Annotated in this window: 23 protein-coding genes; 15 read left to right on the top strand and 8 right to left on the bottom strand. The window is 70.3% G+C overall.

What is annotated here, in order from left to right; all coding sequences use genetic code 11:
* Together PPSIR1_RS43920 and PPSIR1_RS27385 are read left to right on the top strand one after the other, a co-directional pair.
* Positions 1 to 692 (top strand): CAP domain-containing protein (locus PPSIR1_RS43920; RefSeq protein ID WP_232296556.1); only part of this gene is annotated, 692 nt, incomplete at its 5' end.
* An 86-nt stretch (positions 693 to 778) separates the two neighbouring features.
* A complete protein-coding gene (locus tag PPSIR1_RS27385; protein ID WP_086001740.1) occupies positions 779 to 1,966 on the top strand; it encodes a hypothetical protein in 1,188 nt (395 codons plus the stop codon).
* A gap of 18 nt (positions 1,967 to 1,984) precedes the next feature.
* Here the strand turns inward: PPSIR1_RS27385 and PPSIR1_RS27390 are convergent, their stop codons facing one another.
* Positions 1,985 to 2,647, bottom strand: coding sequence for a hypothetical protein (locus PPSIR1_RS27390; RefSeq protein ID WP_006974449.1), 663 nt, complete (start codon positions 2,645 to 2,647; stop codon positions 1,985 to 1,987).
* Between the two features lie 152 nt (positions 2,648 to 2,799).
* Between PPSIR1_RS27390 and mtnP the strand changes: the two genes are divergently transcribed.
* The 5 genes from mtnP to PPSIR1_RS48335 all read left to right on the top strand — a co-directional run bounded on the left by mtnP (position 2,800) and on the right by PPSIR1_RS48335 (position 7,379).
* Positions 2,800 to 3,741, top strand: a complete 942-nt coding sequence (gene mtnP / locus PPSIR1_RS27395; RefSeq protein WP_045116856.1) for an S-methyl-5'-thioadenosine phosphorylase — start codon at positions 2,800 to 2,802, stop codon at positions 3,739 to 3,741.
* Positions 3,742 to 3,772: 31 nt separating this feature from the next.
* Positions 3,773 to 4,690: a PfkB family carbohydrate kinase gene (locus PPSIR1_RS27400; protein WP_006974451.1), complete on the top strand. Its 918-nt coding sequence runs from the start codon at positions 3,773 to 3,775 to the stop codon at positions 4,688 to 4,690.
* Between the two features lie 379 nt (positions 4,691 to 5,069).
* Complete coding sequence (locus PPSIR1_RS27405) at positions 5,070 to 5,792, top strand: response regulator transcription factor (RefSeq protein WP_006974452.1); 723 nt, start codon at positions 5,070 to 5,072, stop codon at positions 5,790 to 5,792.
* 53 nt (positions 5,793 to 5,845) lie between these two features.
* Positions 5,846 to 6,958 (top strand): vWA domain-containing protein, encoded by a 1,113-nt coding sequence (locus PPSIR1_RS27410; RefSeq protein ID WP_006974453.1) that lies wholly within the window; start codon positions 5,846 to 5,848, stop codon positions 6,956 to 6,958.
* A gap of 271 nt (positions 6,959 to 7,229) precedes the next feature.
* Positions 7,230 to 7,379, top strand: coding sequence for a hypothetical protein (locus PPSIR1_RS48335; protein ID WP_006974454.1), 150 nt, complete (start codon positions 7,230 to 7,232; stop codon positions 7,377 to 7,379).
* A gap of 10 nt (positions 7,380 to 7,389) precedes the next feature.
* Here PPSIR1_RS48335 and PPSIR1_RS27415 read toward each other — a convergent pair whose 3' ends face one another.
* From PPSIR1_RS27415 to PPSIR1_RS27430, 4 genes are all read right to left on the bottom strand, one after another.
* Entirely contained in the window at positions 7,390 to 8,970 is a 1,581-nt protein-coding gene (locus tag PPSIR1_RS27415) for a solute:sodium symporter family transporter (RefSeq protein WP_006974455.1), read from the bottom strand.
* A complete protein-coding gene (locus PPSIR1_RS27420; protein WP_157596039.1) occupies positions 8,967 to 10,994 on the bottom strand; it encodes an MGH1-like glycoside hydrolase domain-containing protein in 2,028 nt (675 codons plus the stop codon). Before PPSIR1_RS27420 ends, PPSIR1_RS27415 begins: the two co-directional genes overlap by 4 nt.
* Before the next feature lie 112 nt (positions 10,995 to 11,106).
* On the bottom strand, positions 11,107 to 12,561 hold the full coding sequence (locus PPSIR1_RS27425) for a PD40 domain-containing protein (protein WP_006974457.1): 1,455 nt from the start codon (positions 12,559 to 12,561) through the stop codon (positions 11,107 to 11,109).
* 278 nt (positions 12,562 to 12,839) lie between these two features.
* The gene (locus PPSIR1_RS27430) at positions 12,840 to 13,634 is read right to left on the bottom strand and encodes an SDR family oxidoreductase (protein ID WP_006974458.1); all 795 of its coding nucleotides are present in this window, start codon (positions 13,632 to 13,634) and stop codon (positions 12,840 to 12,842) included.
* 128 nt (positions 13,635 to 13,762) lie between these two features.
* On the opposite strand from PPSIR1_RS27430, the gene PPSIR1_RS27435 reads away from it, so the two are divergent.
* The 3 genes from PPSIR1_RS27435 (at position 13,763) to PPSIR1_RS27445 (ending at position 16,771) form a co-directional block, all read left to right on the top strand.
* Positions 13,763 to 14,461 (top strand): DUF4336 domain-containing protein, encoded by a 699-nt coding sequence (locus PPSIR1_RS27435; RefSeq protein WP_006974459.1) that lies wholly within the window; start codon positions 13,763 to 13,765, stop codon positions 14,459 to 14,461.
* Positions 14,462 to 14,993: 532 nt separating this feature from the next.
* Positions 14,994 to 15,275 carry a hypothetical protein gene (locus tag PPSIR1_RS27440; RefSeq protein WP_157596040.1) on the top strand — a complete coding sequence of 94 codons (282 nt, stop codon included), beginning with the start codon at positions 14,994 to 14,996 and terminating at the stop codon, positions 15,273 to 15,275.
* 101 nt (positions 15,276 to 15,376) lie between these two features.
* Positions 15,377 to 16,771, top strand: a complete 1,395-nt coding sequence (locus PPSIR1_RS27445; RefSeq protein ID WP_006974462.1) for a hypothetical protein — start codon at positions 15,377 to 15,379, stop codon at positions 16,769 to 16,771.
* A 32-nt stretch (positions 16,772 to 16,803) separates the two neighbouring features.
* Here the strand turns inward: PPSIR1_RS27445 and PPSIR1_RS27455 are convergent, their stop codons facing one another.
* Positions 16,804 to 17,583 carry a hypothetical protein gene (locus PPSIR1_RS27455; RefSeq protein WP_157596041.1) on the bottom strand — a complete coding sequence of 260 codons (780 nt, stop codon included), beginning with the start codon at positions 17,581 to 17,583 and terminating at the stop codon, positions 16,804 to 16,806.
* Positions 17,584 to 17,669: 86 nt separating this feature from the next.
* On the opposite strand from PPSIR1_RS27455, the gene PPSIR1_RS27460 reads away from it, so the two are divergent.
* Positions 17,670 to 19,343: an IgGFc-binding protein gene (locus tag PPSIR1_RS27460; RefSeq protein ID WP_157596042.1), complete on the top strand. Its 1,674-nt coding sequence runs from the start codon at positions 17,670 to 17,672 to the stop codon at positions 19,341 to 19,343.
* A 10-nt stretch (positions 19,344 to 19,353) separates the two neighbouring features.
* On the opposite strand, the gene PPSIR1_RS27465 is transcribed toward PPSIR1_RS27460, so the two are convergent.
* Positions 19,354 to 20,598: a sterol desaturase family protein gene (locus tag PPSIR1_RS27465; RefSeq protein ID WP_006974465.1), complete on the bottom strand. Its 1,245-nt coding sequence runs from the start codon at positions 20,596 to 20,598 to the stop codon at positions 19,354 to 19,356.
* A 146-nt stretch (positions 20,599 to 20,744) separates the two neighbouring features.
* Here PPSIR1_RS27465 and PPSIR1_RS27470 point away from each other — a divergent pair, with 146 nt between their 5' ends.
* From PPSIR1_RS27470 to PPSIR1_RS27480, 3 genes are all read left to right on the top strand, one after another.
* Positions 20,745 to 21,587 carry an alpha/beta fold hydrolase gene (locus PPSIR1_RS27470; RefSeq protein WP_006974466.1) on the top strand — a complete coding sequence of 281 codons (843 nt, stop codon included), beginning with the start codon at positions 20,745 to 20,747 and terminating at the stop codon, positions 21,585 to 21,587.
* Positions 21,588 to 21,693: 106 nt separating this feature from the next.
* The gene (locus PPSIR1_RS27475; RefSeq protein ID WP_086001741.1) at positions 21,694 to 22,662 is read left to right on the top strand and encodes an ion channel; all 969 of its coding nucleotides are present in this window, start codon (positions 21,694 to 21,696) and stop codon (positions 22,660 to 22,662) included.
* 103 nt (positions 22,663 to 22,765) lie between these two features.
* Positions 22,766 to 23,116, top strand: coding sequence for a hypothetical protein (locus tag PPSIR1_RS27480; RefSeq protein ID WP_006974468.1), 351 nt, complete (start codon positions 22,766 to 22,768; stop codon positions 23,114 to 23,116).
* A 49-nt stretch (positions 23,117 to 23,165) separates the two neighbouring features.
* Here the strand turns inward: PPSIR1_RS27480 and PPSIR1_RS27485 are convergent, their stop codons facing one another.
* Complete coding sequence (locus PPSIR1_RS27485) at positions 23,166 to 23,693, bottom strand: cupin domain-containing protein (RefSeq protein ID WP_006974469.1); 528 nt, start codon at positions 23,691 to 23,693, stop codon at positions 23,166 to 23,168.
* Between the two features lie 134 nt (positions 23,694 to 23,827).
* Between PPSIR1_RS27485 and PPSIR1_RS27490 the strand changes: the two genes are divergently transcribed.
* Entirely contained in the window at positions 23,828 to 24,823 is a 996-nt protein-coding gene (locus PPSIR1_RS27490) for a helix-turn-helix transcriptional regulator (RefSeq protein WP_198154626.1), read from the top strand.
* The last annotated feature ends 126 nt before the right edge of the window (positions 24,824 to 24,949 follow it).

Raw genomic sequence — 24,949 nt, forward strand, 5'->3', positions numbered from 1 at the left:
CCCTGGCCTGGGACGACCGCGCCGCCGAGGTCGCGCGCCTGCACGGCGAGGACATGGTCCGCAGCGGCTTCGTCGGCCACGTCTCGCCCAACACCGGGGACCCGGCGGCCCGCTTTGCCCGGGCCAAGATCCGCGCGGAGGTCGTGCGCGAGAACGTCGCCCGCGGCTACGGCCCCAAGGGCATCCACGAGAGCTTGATGAACAGCCCCGGGCACCGGGCCAACGTCATCGCCACGGACATCACCCACGTCGGGATTGGGGTGGTGTTCGGGCCGCCGGAGTCGAGCGCCGCCGATGCCCCTCGGCCGGTCTTCCTGACCCAGAATTTCTTCGCCAAGCCCGGGGCGAGCACCCCGGACAAGCCCGTGCCGGCGCTGCGCGAGTCCGTCGACGGCACGCGTCGCGGGGCGGGGCTGCCGGCGCTGAATTGGGACAAGGCGCTGAGCAAGCTCGCCCAGCTGCGGGCCGACGCCGGGGCGGGCGTCGGGCCCAAGATCAGCGACGAGGAGTTTCAAGAGCGCGCCGGCGATACGGGGGTCCGCGGCCTCTCGATTCACCAGGTGTCCGGCTCCTTCCGGCAGTTTTTGACCCTCGATCTGTGGACCGAGCTGGGCACCGACGTGCGGGTGGGGATCGGGATCGCGCAGGCTGGAGAGGCCGGCGCGGTGATGGTCATCCTCGTCGGTCGGTGAGTCGTGGACGTGGGGCAGGGAGGGCGTGGCGTCGTCCACGACCCTCTGAGTCGTCGAGCTCGCTCGTCATGGCTTAGAGTTCGGCCATGCGCGCGACCCCTCGTACCCTCGCACTGCTCCTTGGAATCGCCCCGGTGGCGCTCTCGACCTCTGCGTGCGGAGACGACGGAAGCGGCGGCGACACGGACGAAGGCGCCGACGAGGTCGGGGCCACGGCGGGCACGGAGACCGAGTCGAGCGAGTCGGAGACGGGGGAGTCTTCGAGCGAGTCGGGCTCGAGCGAGTCGGAGAGCTCGACGGAGACCGAGAGCTCGACGGAGACCGAGACCGAGACCGAGACCGAGACCGAGACCGAGAGCTCGACGGAGACGGACACGGGAACGGAGACCGATACGGGGACGGACACGGGCACCGAGACCGACACCGAGTCGGAGACGGAGACCTCCACGGACACCGGCGCCGACCCGCTGTGGATCAGCCCCAACCTCTGGTACGCCGTCGAAGACCAGCTCCACTACATCGAGATCGATCCCGCCGACGGCTCCGTGGTCCAGCTGCTGTCGAGCACCATCACCACCGACATCATCGACGGCTTCACCGGCCTGACCATGCTCGAGAACGGCGGCCTGCTCGGCCTGCGGGTCATCGACGAGCCGGTGACCTCGCAGATCTTCTACATCCCCGAGCCGCCCACGGACGGCAGCGAGGTCGAGGTCGAGGTTCTGGGAGTCGTCCCCGACAACCTGCTCATCGAGGCGCTCTACACCGATTGCCAGGGCCTGGTCTACCTGATGGACAGCGGGACGAACTGGTCCACGGCGACCGGCAACCGGCTGATCCGCTTCACCGGCGACTACCTCGCGGGGGACCTGGGCTACGAGGTCATCACCGACCTGCAAAACGCCAGCGTCGCCGACATCGACGACCTCGGCCCGGGCATCGACGCGATGGGCGAGATCACCGACGGGCAGGGCTTCGCCATCGACTCGGGCACGGTCTACGACTTCGACTACAACACCGGCACCGGGGTGAGCCTGGGCATGGGCGGGACCTGGGCCATCCACGCCCTGGGCGGCCCGCTGTTCGACGACGGCGTGGCGCGGCTCTACGTCATGGACCTCGACGCGAACCTGTTCGAGGCCGACCCGGTCAGCCTGGCGCTCTCGCCCGCGCTGATCACCGGCCCCGCGCCGGCCGGGGACGCGCCGGCGGGCTGGAGCGGGATGACCGGGCCGCTGACCGAGTGCGAGTCGACGCTGCCCGAGCCGCAGTGACGCTCGGGTGACGCGGGCCTACTCGAACAGCCCGAGCATGGCCGAGAGCACCGAGAGCAGGATGAACACCACGACGCCGACGCGCCACAGGATCGCCGGCTTGTTGAAGGCCCAGGTCGCGCGCAGCTCCTCGAGCATGCCGCCCATCCCACCCATGCCTCCGCCCTCGTCCCAGTCGGCGAGGGGCTGGACGTCGGTGAGGCTCGGGTCGCTGGCCCGGACGCGCTCGAAGAGCTGACGGATCTGGCCGTGCACGCCCCGGGCGGCGGCGATGTTGCGCTGGGCCTTGAGCGCGGCGAACACGTCGAAGATGCCGTCGACGATGCCCTCGGCCAGGCCCCAGGTCTCGAGCTCGACCCAGCCCGACTCGGCGTGGCCGCCGAGGAGCTCGAGGGCCTTGCGCAGCGATCCCTGGGCGATGTTGACCTCGGAGATGGCGGTGCCGACGTCCGATCGGGTCGCGTCGCCGTAGAGGCCGTCGGCGGTGTTGAAGCCGATCATGTCGAGGCGCTGGTGTCGGCTGACGGTCTCGAGGGTGCCCAGGGCGCTGGCCATGATGCGGTCGGCGGCGCGGAGCTCCTCGAGGGCCGCGCGCCGCCCTTGGAGGACGAGATCTCCGCTCCCCACCGCGTCGCTGGGGGCCGAGCCATCGCCGTGCTCCGGGGACTGCGCGCGCGTCATGATCGAGGGCTACCACGGCGACAGCGAGGGCAGGGGAGCAAATGCGCGGGGTGCGTGGGAGCCCCGCGGGAGGCCTTGACGGGCCTGCTACCATGCCGCGCCCGCGGCACCCGAGCGGGCAGCCGAGCACCCTGCGTCGCTCGGAGGTCCCCATGAGCACTCAACAGCCGCACCCCGCGTCCCCCGAAGCCCGGTCCAAGGTCGTCCTTGGCGTCATCGGAGGCTCTGGCCTCTACTCCATGGACGAGCTCGAAGAGGTCGAGGTCCGCACCCTCGAGACCCCCTTCGGCGCGCCCTCGGGCCCCTTCACCGTCGGCAAGCTGCCCCGCGGCGAGGGCCGCGAGCCCCTGACCTGCGTGTTCGTCTCGCGCCACGGGCCGGGCCACCTCGCGCTCCCCGGCGAGCTCAACTACCGGGCGAACATCTGGGGCCTCAAGCAGCTCGGCGTCACCCACCTGCTCGCGGCCTCGGCCGTGGGCTCGCTGCGCGAGGCCATCGTGCCCGGCCACGCGGTCGTCCCCGATCAGCTCATCGACCGCACCAAGCACCGCGAGACCACCTTCTTTGGCGGGGGCTGCGTCGCCCACGTGCAGTTCGGCGACCCCATGGACGCGGGCCTGCGCGACAAGGTGCTCGAGGCCGCCGAGGCGGTCATCGCGACCGACGACGAGGCCGAGCTGCACCGCGACGGCACCTTGCTGGTCATGGAGGGCCCGGCCTTCTCGACCCGCGCCGAGTCCGAGCTCTACCGCAGCTGGGGCTGCGACATCATCGGCATGACCGCGCTGCCCGAGGCCAAGCTCGCCCGCGAGGCCGAGATGGCCTACGCGCTCCTGGCCACGGCCACGGACTACGACTGCTGGCACCTCAGCGAGGAGGAGGTGACCGTCGACGCGGTCATAGCGATCATGAAGGCCAACGTCGCCCGGGTCCGCAAGATCATCCTCGAGCTGGCCACGCGCCTGCCCGAGTCCTGCGAGGAGCTGCCCTGGCCGCGGGCCCTCGCGGGCGCGCTGATCACCGATCCGACCAAGATTCCCCCGGCCACGCGGGTGAGCCTGGAGCTCATCGTGGGGCACTACCTGTCGGCCTGAGGCCGAACGCAGAGAACGGACGAACAAGCACATGACCACCAACAGCAAGATCGTCGTCGTCGGTAGCGTGGCCGTCGACTGGGTCATCACCCCCAAGGCCGAGCGCGAAGAGAGCGTCGGCGGAGCGGCCGTGTTCTTCGCCATGGCCGCCGCGCCCTTTTGCAGCACCCAGCTCGTCGGCGTGATCGGGGACGACTTCCCGGCCCCGGCCATCGCCGACCTCGAGGCCGCGGGCGTCGATCTGGCCGGCCTCGAGCGGGCCGAGGGCAAGACCTTCCGCTGGAAGGGCCGCTACCACGCGAACATGAATTCGCGGGACACCCTCGAGACCCACCTCAACGTGTTCGAGAGCTTCTCGCCCAAGCTGCCCGAGAGCTACCAGGACGCGGACTTCCTGTTCCTCGCCAACATCCAGCCCACGCTCCAACTCGACGTGCTCGAGCAGATGGGCGGGCGGCCCAAGCTCGTCGGCCTCGACACCATGAACCTGTGGATCGACATCGCCACCGACGACCTGATCAAGGTCCTCGGCCGCGTCGACGTGCTGACCATCAACGAGGAGGAGGCCCTGCAGCTGTCGGGCGAGACCAACCTCGTGGTCGCGGCGCGCAAGATCCAGGGCATGGGCCCCAAGACCCTGGTCATCAAGCGCGGCGAGTACGGAGCGCTGTGCTTTTGCGAGGACGGCACGCAGTTCGCGGCGCCGGCCCTGCCCCTCGAGAACGTCGTCGACCCCACGGGCGCGGGCGACAGCTTCGCGGGCGGCTTCATGGGTCACCTCGCGCGGACCGGCGATCTGTCGACGCCGAACGTGCGCAAGGCCGTGATCTGGGGCTCGACGATGGCCAGCTTCTGCGTCGAGGGCTTCTCCTACGACACGGTCCGCGGCCTGTCCCGGGAGGACGCCCAGGCCCGCTACGATCGCTTCGTCGAGCTGACGCGCTTTTAGCCTCCACCTGTCGTTGCGACCGAGCCCCCGAGCGGCTCTCAGCGGTCCCGACGTGTTGGACAGGCCCCGTGTCCGGTGCCCGTTCGACGCTCGGGACCGTGGTCTTTGGTCCAGTCGAGCCCGCGCCGGGCGGGGGCTCGGCGTAGTGACCCCCACCAAAACTGCCGGAATTAGGCCTTCTGCGCCGGGTTGTCGGGCCCTGAGCGTGGGCCTCGGACCTGACGATCTCGCCGCGGGAGGGTTTGCGTGGACACAATGTGCGCTGCCCTGATACCAACGACTCGGGCGCCGGCTGTGAGCTGCGGCGCCAGAGGACCTTGTGAGCGACTCCGATTCCAGCACCCGTTGGGCTCCCGACATCCCCGCAACTCTTGGCCGCGTGAGCCGCTCCAAGCCCAAGCTCCTCGTCGTCGAGGACATGGACGTGGTGCTCCAGACCTACCTGCGCACCTTCCGTGCGGCCGGCTATGACCCGGTCGGGTGCGAGACCAAGGCCGAGGCCCTCCGGGCCCTCCAAGACCACGCGGACTTCGACGCCGCGCTGCTCGACTTCTCCCTGCCCGACGGCACGGCCCTCGACATCCTCCCGGTGCTCCTCGACAAGAAGCCCCTGACCAAGGCCCTGGTGGTCACCGGTCAGGACGACGAGGAGGTCCCCGCCCAGCTGATGAGCGCGGGCGCCCACGGCTACATCCAAAAGCCCGTCGAGGACTCGGCGCTGCTCTCGGGCATCGGCGCGACCGTGCGCGCGACCCAGGCGTGGCGCGTGGCCCTGGGCCAGACCGGCTCGGAGGAGCTGCCCACGCCCACGGACGAGGAGATGCAGGGCTACCAGACCCGCCCGGTGGAGTTCGACATCCGCCACGGCCTGATGCGCCTGCAGTTCGTCGCCGGGCTCAGCCCGGTCCAGACCATCACCGCCTGGCGCCTCTTGTGGGGCGACCCGGACCAGCGCATCGCCGAGCTGCTCGGCTGCACCAAGCGGACGGTCAAGTACCACGTGTCCCAGGTGCTCGCGCGCACCGGCGCCCGCTCGCGCTCGGACCTGCTCCGCGTCCTGCTCGAGGACGCCGGCGTGCAGGATCCCTGGGCCAAGAACTGACTGAAGCCGCGGGCGATTGAAGCTGCGCGCGTGTGCGAGCGTCGGGTCGACACGTGTCTCGCGCGCTCGCAGCCCTGTTGTTTCTCGTCCTGCTCACCAGCTGCGTCGCTGGCAGCGGCGGCGTCGAGATTGGCCCCAACGGCATCGAGACCCAGGGGGACGCGGATCTCCCCGAGATGCCCAAGCTCGGCAACGGCCGGGCGTTCTTTTCGACGACCGCCGACCCGGGCGCGAGCGCGGGGCTGACCCCGATCAGCGCCGTGCGCCAGATCGGCTACCGCTTCAGCCCGAACTTCAAGTCCGACGGCAAGGTCGAGATCCTGTTCGTCCCCCTGGCCCCCGGCGGGGCGGTGCTCGACGGGAAGGTGCGCGTCAGCTTCATCGTGACCAGCAACCTGCGCTTCGAGATCAGCGGCAGCGCGGCCATCAGCGCGGTGCGCCCGGCCCCGGGCGGGCGGCCCACGCAGGTGGTCATCGACATCGACGGCAGCTCGAGCATGCGCCGCAGCGATCCCAAGCGCGAGCGCGTGCGCGCGGCCAAGCGCTTCGTCGAGACCCTGAGCCGCGTCGACAAGCGCAACCAGTTCGGGGTCATCGAGTTCAACACGACGGTCGAGGAGCGGGCCCCCATGGGCAGCGGCATGAAGGCGACCAGCGACGCCATCCAGGCCGTCGACGCCGTCGGCAGCACGGCGCTCTACACCTCGCTGATCCGCTCCATCGACGCCCTCGAGGGCTCGGGCAAGACGGGCTACCGCCGGGCCATCCTCGTGCTCACCGACGGCAAGGACACCGCCAGCTCCCACGGGGTCGCTACGGTCATCAACCGGGCCAAGGCCGCCAAGGTGCGCATCTACGTCGTCTCCCTCGGCGGCGCCGGGGACCAAAAGGGCCTGGGCTACGTCGGGCCCATGCAGCGCCTGACCACGGAGACCGGCGGGGTGTTCACCCACGTCGACCGGGCCGACGATCTGGTCGCCCGCTTCGACGCTATCGCCGTCGCCCAGACCCAGGGCTGGATCGAGGCCGAGGTCCAGCTGCGCGGGCCCAAGGGCAAGCCCGGGGCGTTCACGGCCTTTTCCAAGCTGAAGCTCGAGATGATCGTCGAGGCCGGCGGGGCGGCGGCCAAGCCCAAGCCCATCGAGTTCGTGGTGCCTTTCTTCTGAGGTGCTAGGTCTGCGGCGTGGCCCGATCCCTAGCTGGCGCGCGGCGTCGTCGTGCGCGCTGGGGAGCCGCGCTCGCGGTCGTCTTGGTGTTGCTCGGTGGGGGGCTGTGGTGGTGGGGTTCCGCCGGGGGCAGGCCAGGTTGGCGGGATGACCTCGATGGCTCGGAGCCGGCGAGCGAGGGTCCGAGGCTGCGGTGGTCGAAGCTGGCGGTGATCGAGGGCGACGCCAGCGAGTTCGACCCGAGCGAGACCGACGCGCCGAGCTTCGCGGCTTGGACCATGGAGCGCTGCACTGGCAGCGCCGCGAGGCGGACGGGCGAGTGCTCCTCTACGGGTCGCTGGCCTGGGAGCGCGCGCCCTTGTCCGCGCAGGCGATCCGCGACGAGCACGGCGTGTTTTTGGGGGTCGGCGCGGTCGAGTGAGGCGGTCGAGCTAGGCCGCCAGCCCGGTCAGCAGGGCGTAGACCGTCCCCAAGACTACGCACAGGGAGATGGCGACGGGTCCTGCCAGCGGCCAGCTCGCGGCCATCTCCGGGGTGACCTCGAGCACCGAGCGCGGCGCCTCCCCGCGCGCGCCGCTGCGGTCGAGCAGGCTGACGATGGCGATGGCGACCAGCGAGGCGCCGAAGCTGATGGCGTAGCCGTGGAGCCAGTGCAGCCCGGGGGGCTCGCCGAAGGTGAAGAAGGAGTAGCAGCCCAGGCCGACGGCCATGCCCGCGATCGCGCCCTTGGCCGTCGCCCGCTTCCACGCTAGGCCGGCCAGGAACACGGCGATGATCGGCACGCTGTAGAGGCCGTTGATCTTCTGCAGGTAGGCGAAGATCGAGCCCGCGTTGGCGAGGGCGGGGGCCAGAGCCATGGCCGCGATGGCGACGGCGATGGCGAAGCGCTGGCCGGCGCGCACGGTGCTGGGGTCGTCGGCCTGGGGGTCGATGTAGGTCTGGTAGAACTCGAGGGAGAACAGGGTCGAGGCGCTGTTGAGGGCGCTGTTGAAGGAGCTGAGGATCGAGCCGACGAGGACCGCGGCGAACAGGCCGAGGGACCAGTCGGGGAGCACGCGGCGGACCACGGCGGGGTAGGCCTGGTCGTTGGCGGTGAGCTCGAGGCCCGGGAGGTGCAGGGCGACCAGGCCCGGGATGCACAGCATGAGCGGGCCGAGCAGCTTGAGGCCGGCGGCGAACAATACGCCGCGTTGGCCGTCGGCGAGGGTGCGCGCACCCAGGGCGCGCTGGACGATGACCTGGTTGGTCGACCAGTAAAACAGCTGGATCAGCATCATGCCCGTGAGCAGGGTCGGCCAGGGCACGGAGCTCTCGGGGCCGCCGAGGACCACGAAGCGCTCGGGGTGGTCGCGCAGCAGGGCCTGCAGGCCGCCCAGGGCCGAGCCTTCGCCGAGCTCGGCGAGGGCGAGGGCGGGCACGGCGAGGCCGCCGACGAGCAGCCCGACGCCGTTGATGGTGTCGCTCACGGCCACGGACTTGAGCCCGCCGAACACCGCGTAGCCGGCCCCGAGCAGGCCGACGCCCGTGCTGATCACCGCCAGGGGCAGCTGCAGATCGAACATGCCGATCAGCGCCAGCGAGCCCGTGTAGAGCACCACCGGGGCGAGCACGGTGACGTAGCCGAGCAGGAAGAGCAGCGAGACCACCCCGCGCACGCGGTAGTCGAAGCACTCCTCGAGGAAGGCCGGGGTCGTGGTGAAGCCCGAGCGGAAGTAGCGGGGCAGGAAGGTCAGGGCGGTGACGACCATGGCCACGGCCGCGAGGGCCTCCCAGGCCATGGCGACGAGGTTGCCGTCCCCGAACACCGCGCCGTTGAGGCCGACGAGCTGCTCCGTGGACAGGTTGGTCAGCAGCAAGGAGCCCGCGACCACCGGCCAGGTCAGGGCCCGGCCGCCGCTGAAGTACTCCTCGGCCGCGTCCTTCGCCACGTCGAGGCGGCGCACCCACAGCCGGGTGAGCACGGCGACGGTCGCCGTTGCGACCACGAAGCTGACGATGGCGAAGGCGCTCATGCGCTGTGGGCTTCCCAACGATCCCACAGCAGCATGAGCACGGCCGCGGCCGACCACGAAAAGTGCCGGGCGTGCTGCCCCGCGCCCGTGAGCGGGTGGTAGTTCTCGCGGATGGCCCCGCCCGTGGCGAGGCCCTCGGGGGCGCTGAGCAGGGTCTGGGTGAGGGCCTCGGCGTCGTCGTGGAAGCCAGCGCGGCGCAGGCCGGCGACGCCAAAGTAGGCCTGGTCCAGCCACACGGGCCCGCGCCAGTAGCCGCGCTCGGGGTCGAAGTTGGGGTCGCTGGCCGCGAGGGTGCCCAGGGGGACGGCGGTGGCGAAGGCCTCGGGGTCGAGCATGGTGGCGCGCAGGCGCTGGGCCTGCTCGGGGGTGGCGAGCCCGGCCCACAGCGGCGTCCAGCCCTCGGGGCCCCAGCCCGGGGCCCAGCTGCCGTCGAGGCGGCGGTCTCGAAACCACCCGCGCGCGTCGTCCCAGTGCTCGGTCCGGACGCGGTCCGCGAGGACCTCGGCCTCGGCCGTCAGGGCGTCGGCGTGTTCGCCCTGGCCGAGCGCGCGGAGCACCTGGGCCAGGGCGCGCTTGTCCGCGACGAGGTAGGCGTTGAGGTCGACGGACTCGCGGTCCATGGACCAGGCCCCGGGCTGCTCGGGGTGGGCGAGCATGGCCGCGTCGTCGAAGCGAACCGCGTTGTCCATGCCGCTCTCCCAGGCCGCGGCGATGCGCGTGCCGTCGGTCGAGCCGTACTCGCACAGCCCGTCGCCGTCGTGGTCGCGCTGGGCGTACCACCACGCGTGGTAGCGCAGCAGCGCGGGCAGGCACTCTCGCGCAAAGTCGGCGTCGCCGGTGGCCTCGACCACGGCCGCCACGGCCCACGCCGCCAGCGGGGGCTTGGTGTCGCGCCAGTTGTCCTGTTCGGGCCCGGGGTAGATGACGTCGGGGATCATCCCGTCCTCGCGCTGGCGATCGAGCAGCACGCGGATCTGCGCGCGGGCGAGCTCCGGGGCGAAGCGAGCCAGGGCGACGGCGTGCTTCCACGAGTCCCAGGCCCAGTAGCCGTGGAAGCCGTCGTAGGCCCACGAGGGGAACAGGCCGGAGCCTGCGACCCGCTCGCTCGGCGCGCGCCAGTTGGCGATCAGGGTCATCACGGCCCGGGCCGCGAGGTCTCGCTCGGACTTCGGCGTGTCCGCGCGGCCGAGCCAGGCGCCTCGCAAGTAGGTGTCCCAGCGCTGGCGGTTGCGCGCCCACCGGGCCTCGACGGCGTCGGCCTCGAGGGGCGTCGGCGCGGCGCCCGAGGTCGAGCGCAGCGCGACGACGTAGCGCTGCTCGGCGCCTGGATCGAGGGCGCGCTCGGGGCCCTGGGCGCGGTAGCCCGCGGCGGCGTCGAGCTTCACCTCCGCGTCGGCAGCGACGCTCAGGCGCAGCGGCGTCGAGCGAGCCGCCCGCGTCCACGTGACCGCGCCTCCTTCGAGGGCGAGGCCTTCGCCGCGTCCCGACCAAGCCTGGCGCAGGGCGAGGGGCTGCTCGCCGAGGTTGCGGACCGAGGCCGCGACCAACAGCTCGTCCGCGCTGGCAAAGAAGGCGCGGAGCTCCACGCGGGCGCGGGCTTGGCCGTCGGCGTCGGCGTAGTCGAGGCTTTGCTCGAGGACCCCAGGCCCCTCGCGGAGGCTCAGGCTCGCAGGATCCGGGCGCAGGCCCTCGAGCTCGAAGCGCAGCCCCCCGAAGCCCACCCAGCCCGGCACGCGCAGGTCGTAGGGCCCGGCGAAGCTCCCGGCGTGGGCGGGGTCGGGGAGGGCGAGGCCAAACCACGCGCCGTGATCGAAGAGCACGTTCTGGCGCCGGTCTTCGACGGCCTCGGGCCACGGCCCCGGGGTGAAGCCGACCACGGCGTCGAGGGACTCGAAGGCGGGGGCCTCGGCCTGTTCGCGCTCCGGCGTGGGCTCGATGGACAAACTGGCGGGTGCATGGACGCAGCCGAGGAGCGCCACGAAGACACCGCACAGCGCGCGCGCGAGGAGAGGAGATTTGGACACGGGTCGACACTATAGCGGCGGGAGGCTCGCGTATCACCGATAAAGCAACGAGGTGGGCGGCTCTCCAGGACGCCCACCTCGTGGGGTTGTCGCTAAAGCGTTGAGCGCGGCGTTACCCACCGAGCATCGCGTGCGTGGTGTAGCGCCAGCCAGGCACTCGATCGATGGGCGAGGCTGGGCCCCCGTCGATGGGAGCGCGCCACAGCTCTTCGCGGGTCAGGGAAAACACGACCTCGTCGAGCTTCGGCGTCAGCCTGGCCCGGGAGAGGTCGGGAGGCGAAAGCTCGTCCGCGTCGAGCACGGTCTTCGAGCCGTCGTCGAGATCGACGGACCAGAAGCTGTCGCCGGCGAGCAGCAGCCGGTGATCATCGACGAGCTGGTAGCCCTGGTAGGACGAGGTCGAGAGGAGCTCCACCGGCGCGCCGGGGCCGGCGAATTCGACGTAGTTCAGGCGATACACATCGTCGGCCGCGCTCACGAAGTAGAGCCGCTCGCCGTCGGAGGAGGTCCGCATGTTGAGTAGATTCGACCCGGACACCAGCTGCACCGGCGCCGCCGGTTCGGGCCCCGAGAGATCGACCATGACCACGCCGGTGTCGACGTCGATATCCCCCATGGTGTAGATGAGCGTGTCCGCGCGCGGGAGCTTGCAGCCCCAGCCCGCGAGCTCGGGAGTGCTGACGACGGTCGGCTCGGAGAAATCGACCCCCGAAAAGCCGATCACGCTGAGGGTGTCCTGCTCGCTGAAACACAGCCAGCGCCCGTCAGCGCTGAAGCTGGTCGCGGCGTTCCAAGCCAGCGAGGGTCCGGGGACCGGAGCCGCGCTCAGATCCGCGAGCGGGAGCAGCCATGACTCCTGGTCGTCGAAGCCCTCGCTGAAGGCCCGCACAAACAGCTGCTCGCCGAAGAAGGTGTAGACGCGGACGGGGGCGTCGATCAGCACCTGTGAGGGCCCGAGGGCCGGCTCGAGCGGGGCCATCCACAGCGGGCCTGGCGTACCGCCCCCCGCGTCGAAGTCCCGCCACAGCACCGCGCCCCCGTCGGGGGTGAAGCGGGAGAGGCTCAGGTCCTGCCCCTCTCCCACGAGCACCCCGGCGACGAGCTCACTGTGGTCGAAGTCGAGGAGCCACAGCTGCTCCATCGCGCCCTGTGGATCTTTCAAGGTCGCCAGCATGCGCTGGGCCCCTTCGGCGAAGGTCGAGGCGACGAGCTCGCTGGGGGCGCCCTCCGGCAGCAGCGGCGCCCACTCGGGCTCCCCCTCCGCGTCGAGGCGGAGCTGGCGAGTGGACCCCTCCTGCCCGACGATCAGGGCCCCCCAGGGCGTCTCACCGAGGATATCGGGCCGGTCCGAGGACGTCGTGCTCTCCAGCAAGCGCTGCTTGGCGATGACCTGATCCGGGTTGCTGATGTCGAAAGCCCACAGCGAATCCAGCTCGTCGCCCTCCTCGACCTCGGCGACGACCCACAGGGCGTCGCCTTCGCGCTCGGGGACCTCGGCATCGTCGGGCGCGCAGGCGGCCGCGACGAGGACGCACGCGAGGGCAGGGAGACGGATGCGGGGGGGCATGCCCTACGAGTGCCCCCGAGGCTACAGATCGATCATCCGCCCGAAATGTCCCCAAGTGACCTTTGCCGCCTACTTCGCGTCGTGCGGCTTCATCGAGCGATGAAGCCCTGCTCGCTCGACTTCATCGCTCGACTCGCCTGCGCTCGCTGGCGTCGGGATGAGGCTCCACGAGCCTCCCCCCAACTCCCACCCAGGTGCCCGCCGGTCCTCCCGAAGATCCACGCCCGCGTCGTTCGCTGAACACCTAAAAACGCCGGGCGAGGCCCTCGCGGGGGCATCTAAGTGCTGCGCACGCGCCGGACCAGGAAGCTGTAGAGGCGCGGGAAGAAGGGCTCGAGGCGCGCGGCCCAGACCTCGTTGCCGCCGATCATGATCTCCTCCACCTGGCGCGCGAGGGCGTCGGCGGCCTTGACCGCGAACACGTCGGAGGTCATCGCCTTGTCCTGCGCGTGGCCCATCTGGTCGTAGGTCGAGCCGTCGGCCGTGAGCGCGTTCTTGGTGATGTCGGTGCGCACGTAGCCCGGGCAGACGATCGACACGCGCACGCCCTTGTCGTGGACCTCGGCGCGCAGGCAGTCGAAGAAGCCCTGGAGGGCGTGCTTGGACGCGGCGTAGGCCGAGCGCATGGGCGTGCCGATCTTGCCCATGAGCGAGCTGACCACGACGACGTGGCCGCTGCGGCGCTCGAGCATGGAGGGCAGCACGGCCTTGGTCAGGGCGACGGTGCCCATGTAGTTGACCTCCATGATCCGCCGGTCGACGGCGATGTCGGTGTCGACCACGGTGCCGCGCTGGCTGATGCCGCCGTTGTTGACGAGCACGTCGATGCGCCCGAAGTGGTCGAGGACCTTGGCCGTGGCCGGGGCCAGCGACTCGGTCTCGGTCAGATCGAGGGGCAGCACGAGGTGCTCCCGGGCCCGCTCGCAGCGCCCGCGCACGGCCTCGAGCTGGGCCTCTCGACGCGCGGACAGGATCAGCGACGCGCCGCGCTTGGCCAGCTCGATGGCCAGCGCCTCCCCGATTCCGGAGGACGCCCCGGTGATCCACACGACCTTGCCGCTGAAGTAGCCCATGGGTCGCGGATGGTCGCTCAGGGGGGCAGGGGGCGCAAGCGGAGCGGGCAGGGGGCGCGGGGTGCAGACGGAGGCAGCACACGCGAGGCTGCGCGCGCCGTCTCCGTCGGTGGTGTAGAAGTCGCAGGATGGCCGTGCGTCCGATCGCCGAGGGGCTGTGGTGCGTCGAAGCCCAGATGGCGATCGCGGGCATGCCCCTGAGCCTGCGCATGACCGTGATGCGCGGGCCCGGCGGAGGGCTGGTGCTGCACTCGCCGGTCGAGCTCGACGACGCCACCGCCGAGGCCATCGACGCCCTCGGCCCCGTGGAGCACATCGTCGCGCCGAGCCGCATGCACCACCTCTACGTCCTCGGGGCGGCGCGGCGCTGGCCCGGGGCGAAGCTGTGGGCGGCGCCGGGCTTGCCGGCCAAGCGCCGCGACCTCGGCTTCGACGACGTGATCGGGGACCGGGCGCCCGAGGCCCTCACCGACACCCTGGACGTCGCCCTGTTCGTCGGCGCCCCCGTGGCCAGCGAGCTGCTGTGTCTTCACCGGTCCTCGCGGACCCTGGTCGTCGTCGACCTCGTGTTCAACATCCACTCGAGCAGCTCGTTGGTCTCGCGGCTCTACCTGCGCTCGATGGGCGGGTGGCAGCGCCTGGCTCAGACTCCGGTCGTGCGCGCGATGATCCGCGACCGCGAGGGGGCGCGCCGCAGCCTCGAGCGGGTGTTCGAGTGGGACTTCGATCGCCTCGTGATGGCCCACGGCGAGATCGTCGAGCGCGGTGCCAAGGCCCAGCTGGCCGTCGCCCTCGAGCAGATCGCTCCGGGTTTGCCGCACCGCTGAGCTCACTGAGCCCTTGGGGGCGCTCGCCAGAGCGCGCGGGGAGAACGAAATCTTGGTTCGCCCGGACCTGGAATTCTCAGTCCAGGCCTGGGAGGAGCAGCCCCCTGGGGCGATAGTGCGCGAAATGCTCTTGGCCTGATGATTGCTTAGCCCAGTTCGAGACGAGTGGAGTTAGCAATTCAGAATACATTCTTTAATGTCGCGGTAGAGGCGCGCTAGCGGCTGCGCGGCTGGTCCGGGCTCGAGTGTGAGCCTCGCTCACCAGAAGAGGCTCCGGGTGACAGTGTTCTCGGGCAGTTGAGAAGGGATACTGGAATCACGAGGCCCCGTACCACGGATCGCTCACGCTCTCGCTGAAGGGCTCTGAGCGCGACGTCGTGCATGCTCAGCGTTGATCGCGGCTCCGAGCGCGCGCCGATCTATGTGGATTTCAATTATTCAGGTGGGGCAATTCTACGCACCAAGAGTCCGCACACGCGAGCCTGGAAAATTTCATGCTTGACCCCCCGGAGGGCCCCGCTATTGTCGTTCCGTGGCAAAGGTAGGCGATCGGCCGACGGACAAGAGTCTGTTCTGGCGACTGGTGGAGGACGTCGACGTGCGAATCGATCACGTGCAGCGTGCCCTGTTGCGGTACCTCGCCGATGTGGGGGGCAGCGCGACGGACTTCGAACTCCGGACGCGGGTGCACCATCCCCCCTCACGGATCCGCCAAGCCATCGATGGCCTGGTCATCGAAGGTCTCGTCAACACGACGTCTCGCGAGGGCTACCTCGTGGCCAGCTTGACGCGAGACGGACGGCGGATCACCTGAGCAGGCTGCTCACCTGAACGAGCCCAGCACCCAAGCCCGACTTCGGGACCCGTCATCAGGCCCAGCGCGACTCCAGCGCTGGGCCTGCTACATTTCGCACGGTGGACTTTTTCTGGCTCCTCGCCTTCGCTGTCGGCATCGGCACCTCGCTCATCGAGCTGCTGTCCCGATATCGAGATGACCCCTTCACGGTCATCGCCACGAGCCTGTGGGCCTGGGTCTACCTGCTGCTCAACGGCACCATGGCCATCGCGGCCTACTTCATCCTGCTGACCAGCGCCTACGGCGACCTCGAGGCCCAGCCGGCCGGGGTGAGCCTGGCCTTCGTCGCGGGCCTGAGCGCGGCGGTGGTGCTGCGCTCGCGGGTGTTCACGGCCCACGTCGGCGACGAGCAGATTTCCATCGGCCCGGGCTACGTCATCGACCAGCTGCTCAACGTCATCGACGCGCAGATCGACCGCCAGCGCGCCCTCCAGCGCGTGCAGATCGTGGTCGCGGTGATGAAGGGCAAGGACTTCGACGGCGCCAAGACCCACGCGAGCACGATGATCACCGGCAGCCGTCAGAACCTGACGCTGCAGGCCCAGCAGGACCTGGCCAACCAGATCCGCGAGGTCGCCGACCGCAAGATCCCCAACCAAGAGCGCAGCTACGCCCTCGGCTTCATCTTGCTCGACTTCATGGGCGAGAGCTTCCTGCGCGCGGTGGCCAAGCACCTCCCCGAGGTCCCGCTGGGCGAGGACGAGGCGATGGTCGTCGAGGCCAACGGCACCGAGCTCATCGTCAAGACCAGCGAGCTGACCAACACCGGCAAGATCGTCCAGCGCAACTGGGGGGCCTCGATGCCCGTCGATCGGGCGGACCTGGTCCAGGAGCTGCTCCGCGGCGTCGAGCTGCCCAAGCTCAACGCGCGCATCGATCAGCTCATGGCCCGCGGCGAGCTCGGCCACAGCGAGAGCGAGCGGATGGCCCTGCGCTACGAGATCGATCGGGTGCTCAACCGCGAGGACACCACGGAGGAGGACAAGGTCTTCGGCCTCGGCTTCGTCGTCCACCAGAACATCGACCGCCGGCGCTTCCGCGAGATGTTCGACGGCATGGCGACCCCGGCCTCGGAGCGCCGCCGCGGTCGAGCGACGGCGGCGGAGAGTCAGCTGGGCCCGCGCCCCGACGGGCTGCGCCACGAGCAGTCGAGCGCGTCACGCAAGAAGGCGGGCACGGGCAAGCACGAGGCCCTGCGCGAGGACTCCAACGCCGACCGCCCGATCACCGGCCGGCACCCCACCATCGGCGCCCCCGCGGGGCCGATGCCCGCGGCGAGCACCGTCGAGGGCAGCGTCAGCGAGAGCATGGTCGACGGGGCCGCGGCCGAGACCACGACCCGCGGCCGCGCCGGCCGGAGCACGACTCGTGGTCGCCGACGCCGACGCACCGAGGAGTCGAGCGAGGACGCCGGCTCGAGCGCGAGCACGACCGCTGGCGGCCGGACCCACTAAATTCAAGACCGCGGGCTCGCCCGCGAGCCCGCTCACTGCGTGCAGCAGCAGGCGGCGTAGCCGAGGCCCTGGTAGCCAAAGGCGACGTCGCAGTCGAAGGGCGGGTTGGTCGCCGCGTTGCCCTGCTGGCAGCCGTTGAGGGTCTGGGTCAGCAGGATGGTCTCGCCGCCGCAGCCCTGCTCGACGCAGGTCTGCCCCGTGAGGCCGCAGATCTCGGCGCAGTTCATCCCCAGGCCCTCGTCGGAGGAGATGCAGTTGCTCCACACCGGCGAGCACTCGCCGTCCTGGCAAGCGCCGGACTGCCCCGAGAGGGTGCACTCGACCCCGCAGTCCCCACAGTTTTGGCTGTTGACCAGGACGTCGATGCACTCGCCCTCGCACATCATCTGGTTGAAGCTCGGGCACTCGCCCTGGGTCTCGGACTCGGTCTCGGCGCTGCCCATCTCTTCGGTCGAGGTCTCGTCGGAGGAGGTCTCGTCGGAGGAGGTCTCGTCGGAGGAGGTCTCGTCGGAGGACGACCCCTCGGTGTCGGAGCTACTGGAGGACTCGGACTCGGACTCCTGCGTCGAGCTCTCGGCCTCGCTGCCCTCGCCGGGCTCGGCGCACAGGCCCGCCACGCACTCGAGGGGGCCGAGGCAGGCGCCCTCGACACAGGCGCAGTTGAGGGCGCCAGGCGTGCAGCTGGACTCGTCCGTCGCGGAGTCGTCCTCGGCTTGGGTGTCCGCGCCCCCTTCGCCCCCGCCGACGCAGGCCAGCGCGAGCGAGAGGCTCAGCGATACGAGCGCGCGACTTTGGCCCCACCCCACGGACATCGAGTCAGCATACACCGGCGCGGGTTTGATTGGGCTATGCTCAGTCCGTGCGTAGCTGGTCATCCATTGAGCGAGCGATGCGAAGGATGCGACTTGCGGCGGTCGCCGTGGCCGTGGCGGGCCTGGGTTGCCAGGATGAGGGCGACGAGGGCGGGGCCGACGAGGCAGAGCAGGGGGCGGGCAGCGAGGCGGACTGTCAGCCCGGGAGCCTCGGCTGCGAGTGCGTCGAGGACAGCTGCCTGGGCAGCCTCGAGTGCGTCGAGGGGGTGTGCGCCGAGGCCGAGTGCACGCCGGGGAGCGCTGGCTGCCCCTGCGTCGAGGGTGAGTGCCTCGGCGACCTCGTGTGCGAGGACGAGCTGTGCACGGACCCGGGCGGGACCACCACGGAGGGCGAGACCGGCACCACCACGGAGTCCGGGAGCGGCGAGGACAGCAGCTCCGAGGAGGACAGCTCGGAGGACAGCGGGTCGACGACCGGAGAGCCCGAGAGCACCTGCGACAACCCCGACGGCGCGTTCGGCTGCGTGTTCTACGGCGCCAAGCTGCCCGCGCGCGAGCCCTTCTTCGACGACTACGCCATGCAGTTCACGATCGGCAACCCCGGCCCGGGGGTCGCCAACGTGGTCGTCGAGCTCAACGTCGACGGGCAGTGGGACAACGTCGCGGGCCCGCTACCCGTCGCCGCCAGCGACACGCACAGCTTCTACTTCTTCGGGGGCGGCGATATCGTCCCTCAGGGCTTGGCCGAGGGCTACGGCTACCGCATCAGCTCGGACGCGCCGATCGTCGCGCACCAGTACAGCCCCCACGACGAGATCGGTCGGGGCGGCGGGTCCTTGCTGCTGCCCGCGCCGGTGCTGGGCCACGAGTACCAGGTCTTCCACGTCGGGGGCTCGGGCTTGAACCCCTACTTCGTGGTCGTAGCGAGCGTGGACGACACCACGGTGTTCATCGATCCCAGCCAGCCCCTCGAAGAGGCGCCCGGGGTGCCGCCGACCTCCAGCCCTTTCCAGGTGTTGATGCACGCCGGGGAGACCCTGCGCGTGGAGGCCGACGACTTCTACGCGGGGGTGCTCAACGGCACCGAGATCAGCACCGACGCCGCGCACCCCATCGCCGTGTTCGTGGGCGGCTACGGCTCGAGCCAGACGTACCACTACGAAGAGCAGCTGCTGCCCCTGAGCCTGCTGGGCACCCTCCACCCCAGCATCGCGGCCGGGGCGACCCGCGAGGGGGACAACGACGACGGGGAGTACTTCGTGGTCGGGGTCGAGGCGACGGACTACACCATCACCAGCGCGCCGGGCTTTTACGTCCAGCCCGACTGGACCGAGGCCTCCATCGACCCCAAGGAGATCCGCTCCTTCGACGTGTGGAAGTTCGGCTCGGCGCCGGAGTTCGGCGAGCTGCTGTTCGAGAGCGTCGACCCGATCATGGTGTTCGGCAACGTCGAGTTTCAGTACCCGGCGATGGCCCAGCTCATCCCCTACGAGCACGCGGCGACGCGCTACGGCCTGCCCGTGGTCGACTTCCTGCTGAGCACGACGCAGGTGGCCGTGGCCTACCCCGCCAACACGGAGCTGACCATCGACGGGGGCACGCCCCCGGGCCTGCTCTATCCGCCCTACGAGTTCGCGCCGGGCTGGTGGGTGGCCCGCTTCGTCCTCGACGAGGGCATGCACGTGCTCGAGGCGGACCAGCCCGTGATCGTGACGATGGGCGACAAGTACCTGGGCCTGCCTGCGGGCCTGGTGCCCTGACGCGCGGCCCTCAGCTCCGCGACTGGATCCGCTCGTAGAGGGCGTAGCTCCCCGCCATGAACGCCAGCATGGTCAGGGCCAGGGCGAGCACGGCCAGCTCGCTCAACCACGGGCTGGCCAGCCAGGCGACGGCCATGGTCGTGACGGCGCCGCGGATGCGCTCGGCCTGCATCGCCCACGACCGGCGCTCGATCAGCGCGAGCAAGACCATGCTGCCGAAGATCAGCACGGCCGCGCCGGCGCCCAGCTTGGCCAGGGACAGCTCGTGCTCGAGGAGCAGGAAGGGGACCATGAGCGCGCCGGACAGGCCCGCGTGCACGAGCACGTACAGGGCCGTCGGCGTCGGGATGTCCGGGCGGTACTTGGGCCCTGGGCGGCCCGGGCCGAGCATGCGCTTGTCCTCGTTGGGGTCGCGCTGCATGCCCGTGGGCAGCCACGCCGGGTGGGCGACGACGGCCCACAGCTTCTCCCCCAAGTTCGGCGCGCGCCGGGCCAGCTCGACGATGCGGGCGAAGTGCTGGAGGTTGCCCCACACCGGGTTGTAGCTGCGCAGGGGCACGGTCGTGCCGTAGACGACCTCCTCGCCCTCGGGCTCGAAGGTGCGGAACATGTGGTCCCAGATGATCAACACGCCGCCGTAGTTCTTGTCGAGGTACTGGTCCTGCACGCCGTGGTGGACGCGGTGGTGCGAGGGGGTGTTGAGCACCCACTCGAAGGGCGCGGGCAGCTTGCCCACGAGCTGGGTGTGGATCCAAAACTGGTACAGCCGGTTGATGGCGTAGCTGGCGATGTAGACCTCGGGGCTGACGCCGAGGAAGGCCAGGGGCAGGTAAAAGAAGAACCAGGTGACGGGCTCGAAGGCGGGCTGACGCAGGGCGACGGCGAGGTTGTAGTCCTCGCTCTGGTGGTGGACGCCGTGCACCGCCCACATGAAGTTCACGACGTGGCTGACCCGGTGCCACCAGTAAAAGGCCAGGTCGACGCCGATCAGCCCGATGGCCCACGCGACCCACTGGTGCTCGCCCCAGTCGAGCACCGGCAGGTGCTCCCACACCCAGATGTAGACGCCGAAGGTGATCAGCTTGAGCAGCACCTCGAGGGCCTGGAAGACCGTGCCGGTGGTGATGTCGGACAGGGCCGTGCCGAGGTAGTAGAGCTCGGGCTTGCCCCGCTTGCGGGCGAGGTAGGCCTCGAGCAGGACCGAACCCAGGAACACGGGGATGGCGAACGCGATGTAGTTGAGGCCCTCATCCACCCCCTGGTTCTACGCCAAAAACGACCAGTGCGCATTTAGTTGCGCACCAGCGTGTCATTTCTGTGGCCTGTGCGGCCCGACTCGCCCGCCTGCGCGCGCTCAGCGTGCCTGGCGCGGAGCGGGCCGGCTCCTCTACCATCCGCGCCATGCTCCTCGCCCACGAGCTCCTCGGCCAGCAACACTCCCCCGAGCGCTGGCTGTTCGTGCTCCACGGCATCCTCGGCCGGCGCTCGAACTGGCGCACCTTCATGCGCAAGGTCCTGGAGCAGCGCCCGGGCTGGGGGGCGGTGCTCGTCGACCTGCGCATGCACGGAGACTCCCAGGGCTTCCCGGCCCCGCACACCGTCGCGTCCGCGGCCGCGGACCTGCTCGCGCTCCGGACCCACGTCGAGGGCGAGCACGGGGGCCAGGTCGCGGGCCTCATCGGGCACAGCTTCGGCGGGAAGGTGGGGCTGGCCGGGGCCGCGGCCCTGCGCCGGGCGGGGGCGAGCCTCGAGGAGCTGTGGATCATCGACGCGCCTTTGGGCCCGCGCCCGGACCCCGAGGATCGCAGCACGACCATGGTCTTCGAGGTCCTCGACGGCCTGCCGCCGCGCTTCGAGAGCCGCCGGGCCTTCACCGAGGCGGTGATGGCCGCGGGCATCTCCCAGCGCACGGCGCAGTGGCTGGCGACCAACGTCGTCGCCGTCGACGAAGGGGAGGGCGGCGGCTGGCGCTTTGGCCTCGAGCTCGAGCACCTGCACGCGCTCATCGAGGACTTCGCCGCCGTCGATCTGTGGCCGACCCTGGTCGAGCAGTCGGCCGCGCTGCCCATCGGCCTCGTCGTCGGCGGCCGCTCCAAGGCCGTGTTCGGCTCCGAGCGCGAGCGCGCCGAGGCCGAAGCCGCCGCGGGTCGCCTCCACCTCGAGGTCATCCCCAAGGCCGCGCACTGGGTCCACGTCGACGCGCCCGCCGAGCTGCGTGCGCTCTTGGCCGGCCCGCCGCGCTGAGCGAGCGAACCTGGGTCTTGGCCCTGGTCTTGGTCTCGGCCCCACCATCTCGGCAGCCCGCCCAGTCGAGATTGTGCTCTCGCGCCGTCGGTGCGAGAAGCGGAGCATGGCCATGGATCCCGCGCACGCGCGCCTGCACGAGGAGCTCGCCACCAAGCACCGCCCGATCCTCTCCCTCGACGAGGCCATGATCCGCGAGGGCATGCCCGTGCGGCCGCTCCAGGACCTCTACTACTACATGCTCGAGGGCTCTTGGTTGCTGGTCCTGTGCGTGTTCGGGGTCAGCTACATCCTCGCCAACGTCGCGTTCGCGCTGCTCTACCTCGCGGGCGGCGACTGCATCGAGGGCGCGACCCCGGGGAGCTTCGCGGACGCCTTTTTCTTCTCGGTCGAGACCCTGTCGACCATCGGCTACGGCGGGCTCATGCCCAAGACCCGCTACGCCGAGCTGGTCATGACCGCCGAGGCGATGACCGGCGTGTTGGGGGTCGCCCTGGCCACGGGGCTGATGTTCGCCAAGTTCTCCCGCCCCAACGCCAAGCTCGCGTTTTCCAAGAACATGATGCTCTCGCCCTACGACGGGCTGCCGAGCCTCTACTTTCGCGTCGCCAACATCCGGGGCAACGACGTCGTCGAGGCCAGCGTCGGCCTGGCGGTCGCCATCGATCGGGTCACCCGCGAGGGCCACACCCTGCGCCGCCTCGAGCAGCTCAAGCTCGTCCGCGCCAACACCCCGCTGTTCCGCATGAGCTGGCTGGTCATCCACGTCATCGACGAGGACAGCCCGCTGTTCGGCATGCGCCTCGAGGACTTCTACTCGGGCCGGATCCTGTTCATCGTCACGCTCACCGGGATGGACGGCACCTTCGCCCAGATCGTCCAGGCCCGGCACCTCTACCGCCCCGCCGACATCGCCGTCGACCACCACTTCGAGGACATCATCAGCCTCGAAGACGACGGCCGCCTGCGCTTCAACTACCACGCCTTCGACGACATCCGCCCGCTCCACGACCACGAGCGCGCGAGCAAGAGCGACGACGGCGAGGCCCCGTCGGCGTCTCCGCCCGACCGCTAGCGCCGTCGTTTTATCTACGCTGCCATCCTCGCACGAGTGCGCGCGCCGTGCTTGTCTGAAAGTGTCGTTGCGTGGACCCGTGCTCCGGCCCAGAGTCCGTGCCATGGATGCGCACGACCACGAACTGGAGCCCGACCCGCAAATCCTCCTCGTGGGCAGCGCAGACACGATCTACGCCCTCGAGGACGGCTACGAGCTCGGCGACGGCGCCCTCGAGGCCCGCGAGCTGTTCATGTGGACCCTCGACTTCCTCGAGCACGCCCGCGAGTCCGACCGCTTCCCCTTCCTGGGCGACCCCGCCCCGCTCATCTCCCTGGGCGAGGGCGGGGCCCACCTTCGAGGTTGGAGCCTGTGCCGCGTCACCGACCCGCCGCTCAACCAGCGCTGCGACGAACACTGCTCCGCCCACGTCAAGCTCCGCCAAGCGCGTCGAGCTCGCGCGCTCCAGCCCTGAGCCCAAGCCGCCAGCGAGGGTCGCCCCCGCGAGCGAGGGCGAGCACCGATCAGCCAAACTTCGGCGGGGCCATGCCCTCCCAGGGCATGTTCATGGTCGCGACGCTGGTGAGCCGGTTCTTGGCGAGCATGCCGGGGACGCGGGCGTAGTTGATCGTCACGCCGTACTTCTTGTCCGACCCGATCGCTGCCCGGATTGCCCCGTTGGCGGTCGCCTCGACAAAGCGCTGGAAGCGTTCCCCCGCGTTGAGCTCGATGTAGTCGCTGGGCGTGTCGGTGGCGTTCCAAAAGCAGTGCTCCACGCCGGCGGGCTTGCGGACGAAGCTGCCGGCGGGCGCGGTGAAGCGCAGGCCTCCCTCGCCGCCGACCTCGAACTCGATCTCGCCGGAGATCACGTAGACGGCCTGGTCCTCGGTGTCGTGGGTGTGCGGGGCGAGGAGCTGGTGCGGAGCGAGCGTCACCTTCATCGCGGAGAACACGCCGCCGGTGTGCTCGGTGCCCACGGTGATGAAGATGTGGTCGTTGATGTTCTTGCCCTGGCCAGGGAGGACGAGGAGGTCTTCGACGGTGGTGTTCATGGCTTGGTCCCTTTCGGTGTCGGTGATGCGCTCGTGTAAAATCGAGCTCTCTCAAGCTAGCCACCCGGGGTTCGGCGGGCCGCGCCATGCACGACAAAGATCGAGCCGTTGACGACAACTCGCAGGGCCCCTCGATGCTGGCCTCGATCATGGCCGCGGCGGCGGCCTACGCCGTGCGCCGGGGCCTGTCGCTGGACCGCATCGCCGAGACGGCTGGGCTCGAGCCCCACGTGTTGATCTCTACGCCCGAGCGCGTTCCCGAGGACGCGGTCTCGCGCATCCTCGACCTGCTCCAGCGATGCTTCCCAGACGAGCCCGTGGCCCTCGACGTCGCCAGCGCGGCTCCCTTGCACTTCCTGGGCCCGCTCGCGCCGATGGTCCGCCTCGTCCCCGATCTGCGGGCAGGCCTCGAGATGTTCGCGCGCTTTGGCAGCGTGCTGTCCACGAGCGCCGACTTGGCGTTCGTCGAGGCGCCGCCGGGTCCGATGCTGCGCTTGGAGCACCCGAACGACCTGGAGTTTGGCGGGCTGGGGGCGCAGATGGGCCTGGTGATGGGCGCGCGCGTGCTCGTCGAAGGCTTTGGATTGCCCCAGGCTCTGCGCGCGGTGTGGATGGAGCATCAACCGACGGCGCCGACCGAGCGCTACGAAGAGGTCTTTTGCGTGCCGGTGCGCTTCGACGCGCCCCACAGCGCGCTGCTCTTCCACGCCGAGCGGCTCGGCGAACCCATCGACCCCGACGCCGGCGCGCGCTTGCGTGTCCTGCGAGCCCAGCTCGAGCTCGTCCGCCAGCAGCTCGAACAGCGCGAGGACCCACCCGAGCTCCGACGCATCCGCGACGCCGCCGCGCGCAACGCAGCCCGGGGCGAGTACGGTGCCGAGGCGCTCGCCCGCCGCCTCGGCATGAGCCTGCGAACGCTCCAGCGGCGCGCCGACGATCTGCACACCTCCGTCCGCTCAATCATCGACGAGGCCCGCGCAGCCACGGCCCGCCAGCTGATCTCCGATCCCAGCCTCAGCCTACTCGAGGTCGCCCTCGCCCTGGGCTACTCGACCGAGAGCGCCTTTCGCCGAGCCTTCCGCCGATGGACCGGCCAGAGCCCCGCCCAGTACAGGCGCTCACAAATTTGAGCCCCAGCCGTACCCCATCCACCCAGGATCCGCGCCCTCCACCAAACCCAAACTCTCCAACTCGAACCCCACCCTCCAACAAACATCGCCCCCGCGAGCGGGGGCGACCACATGCCCCCCAAGAAG

Origin of the sequence: Plesiocystis pacifica SIR-1 (genome assembly GCF_000170895.1) — a bacterium.
Classification (GTDB): Bacteria; Myxococcota_A; Polyangia; order Nannocystales; family Nannocystaceae; genus Plesiocystis; species Plesiocystis pacifica.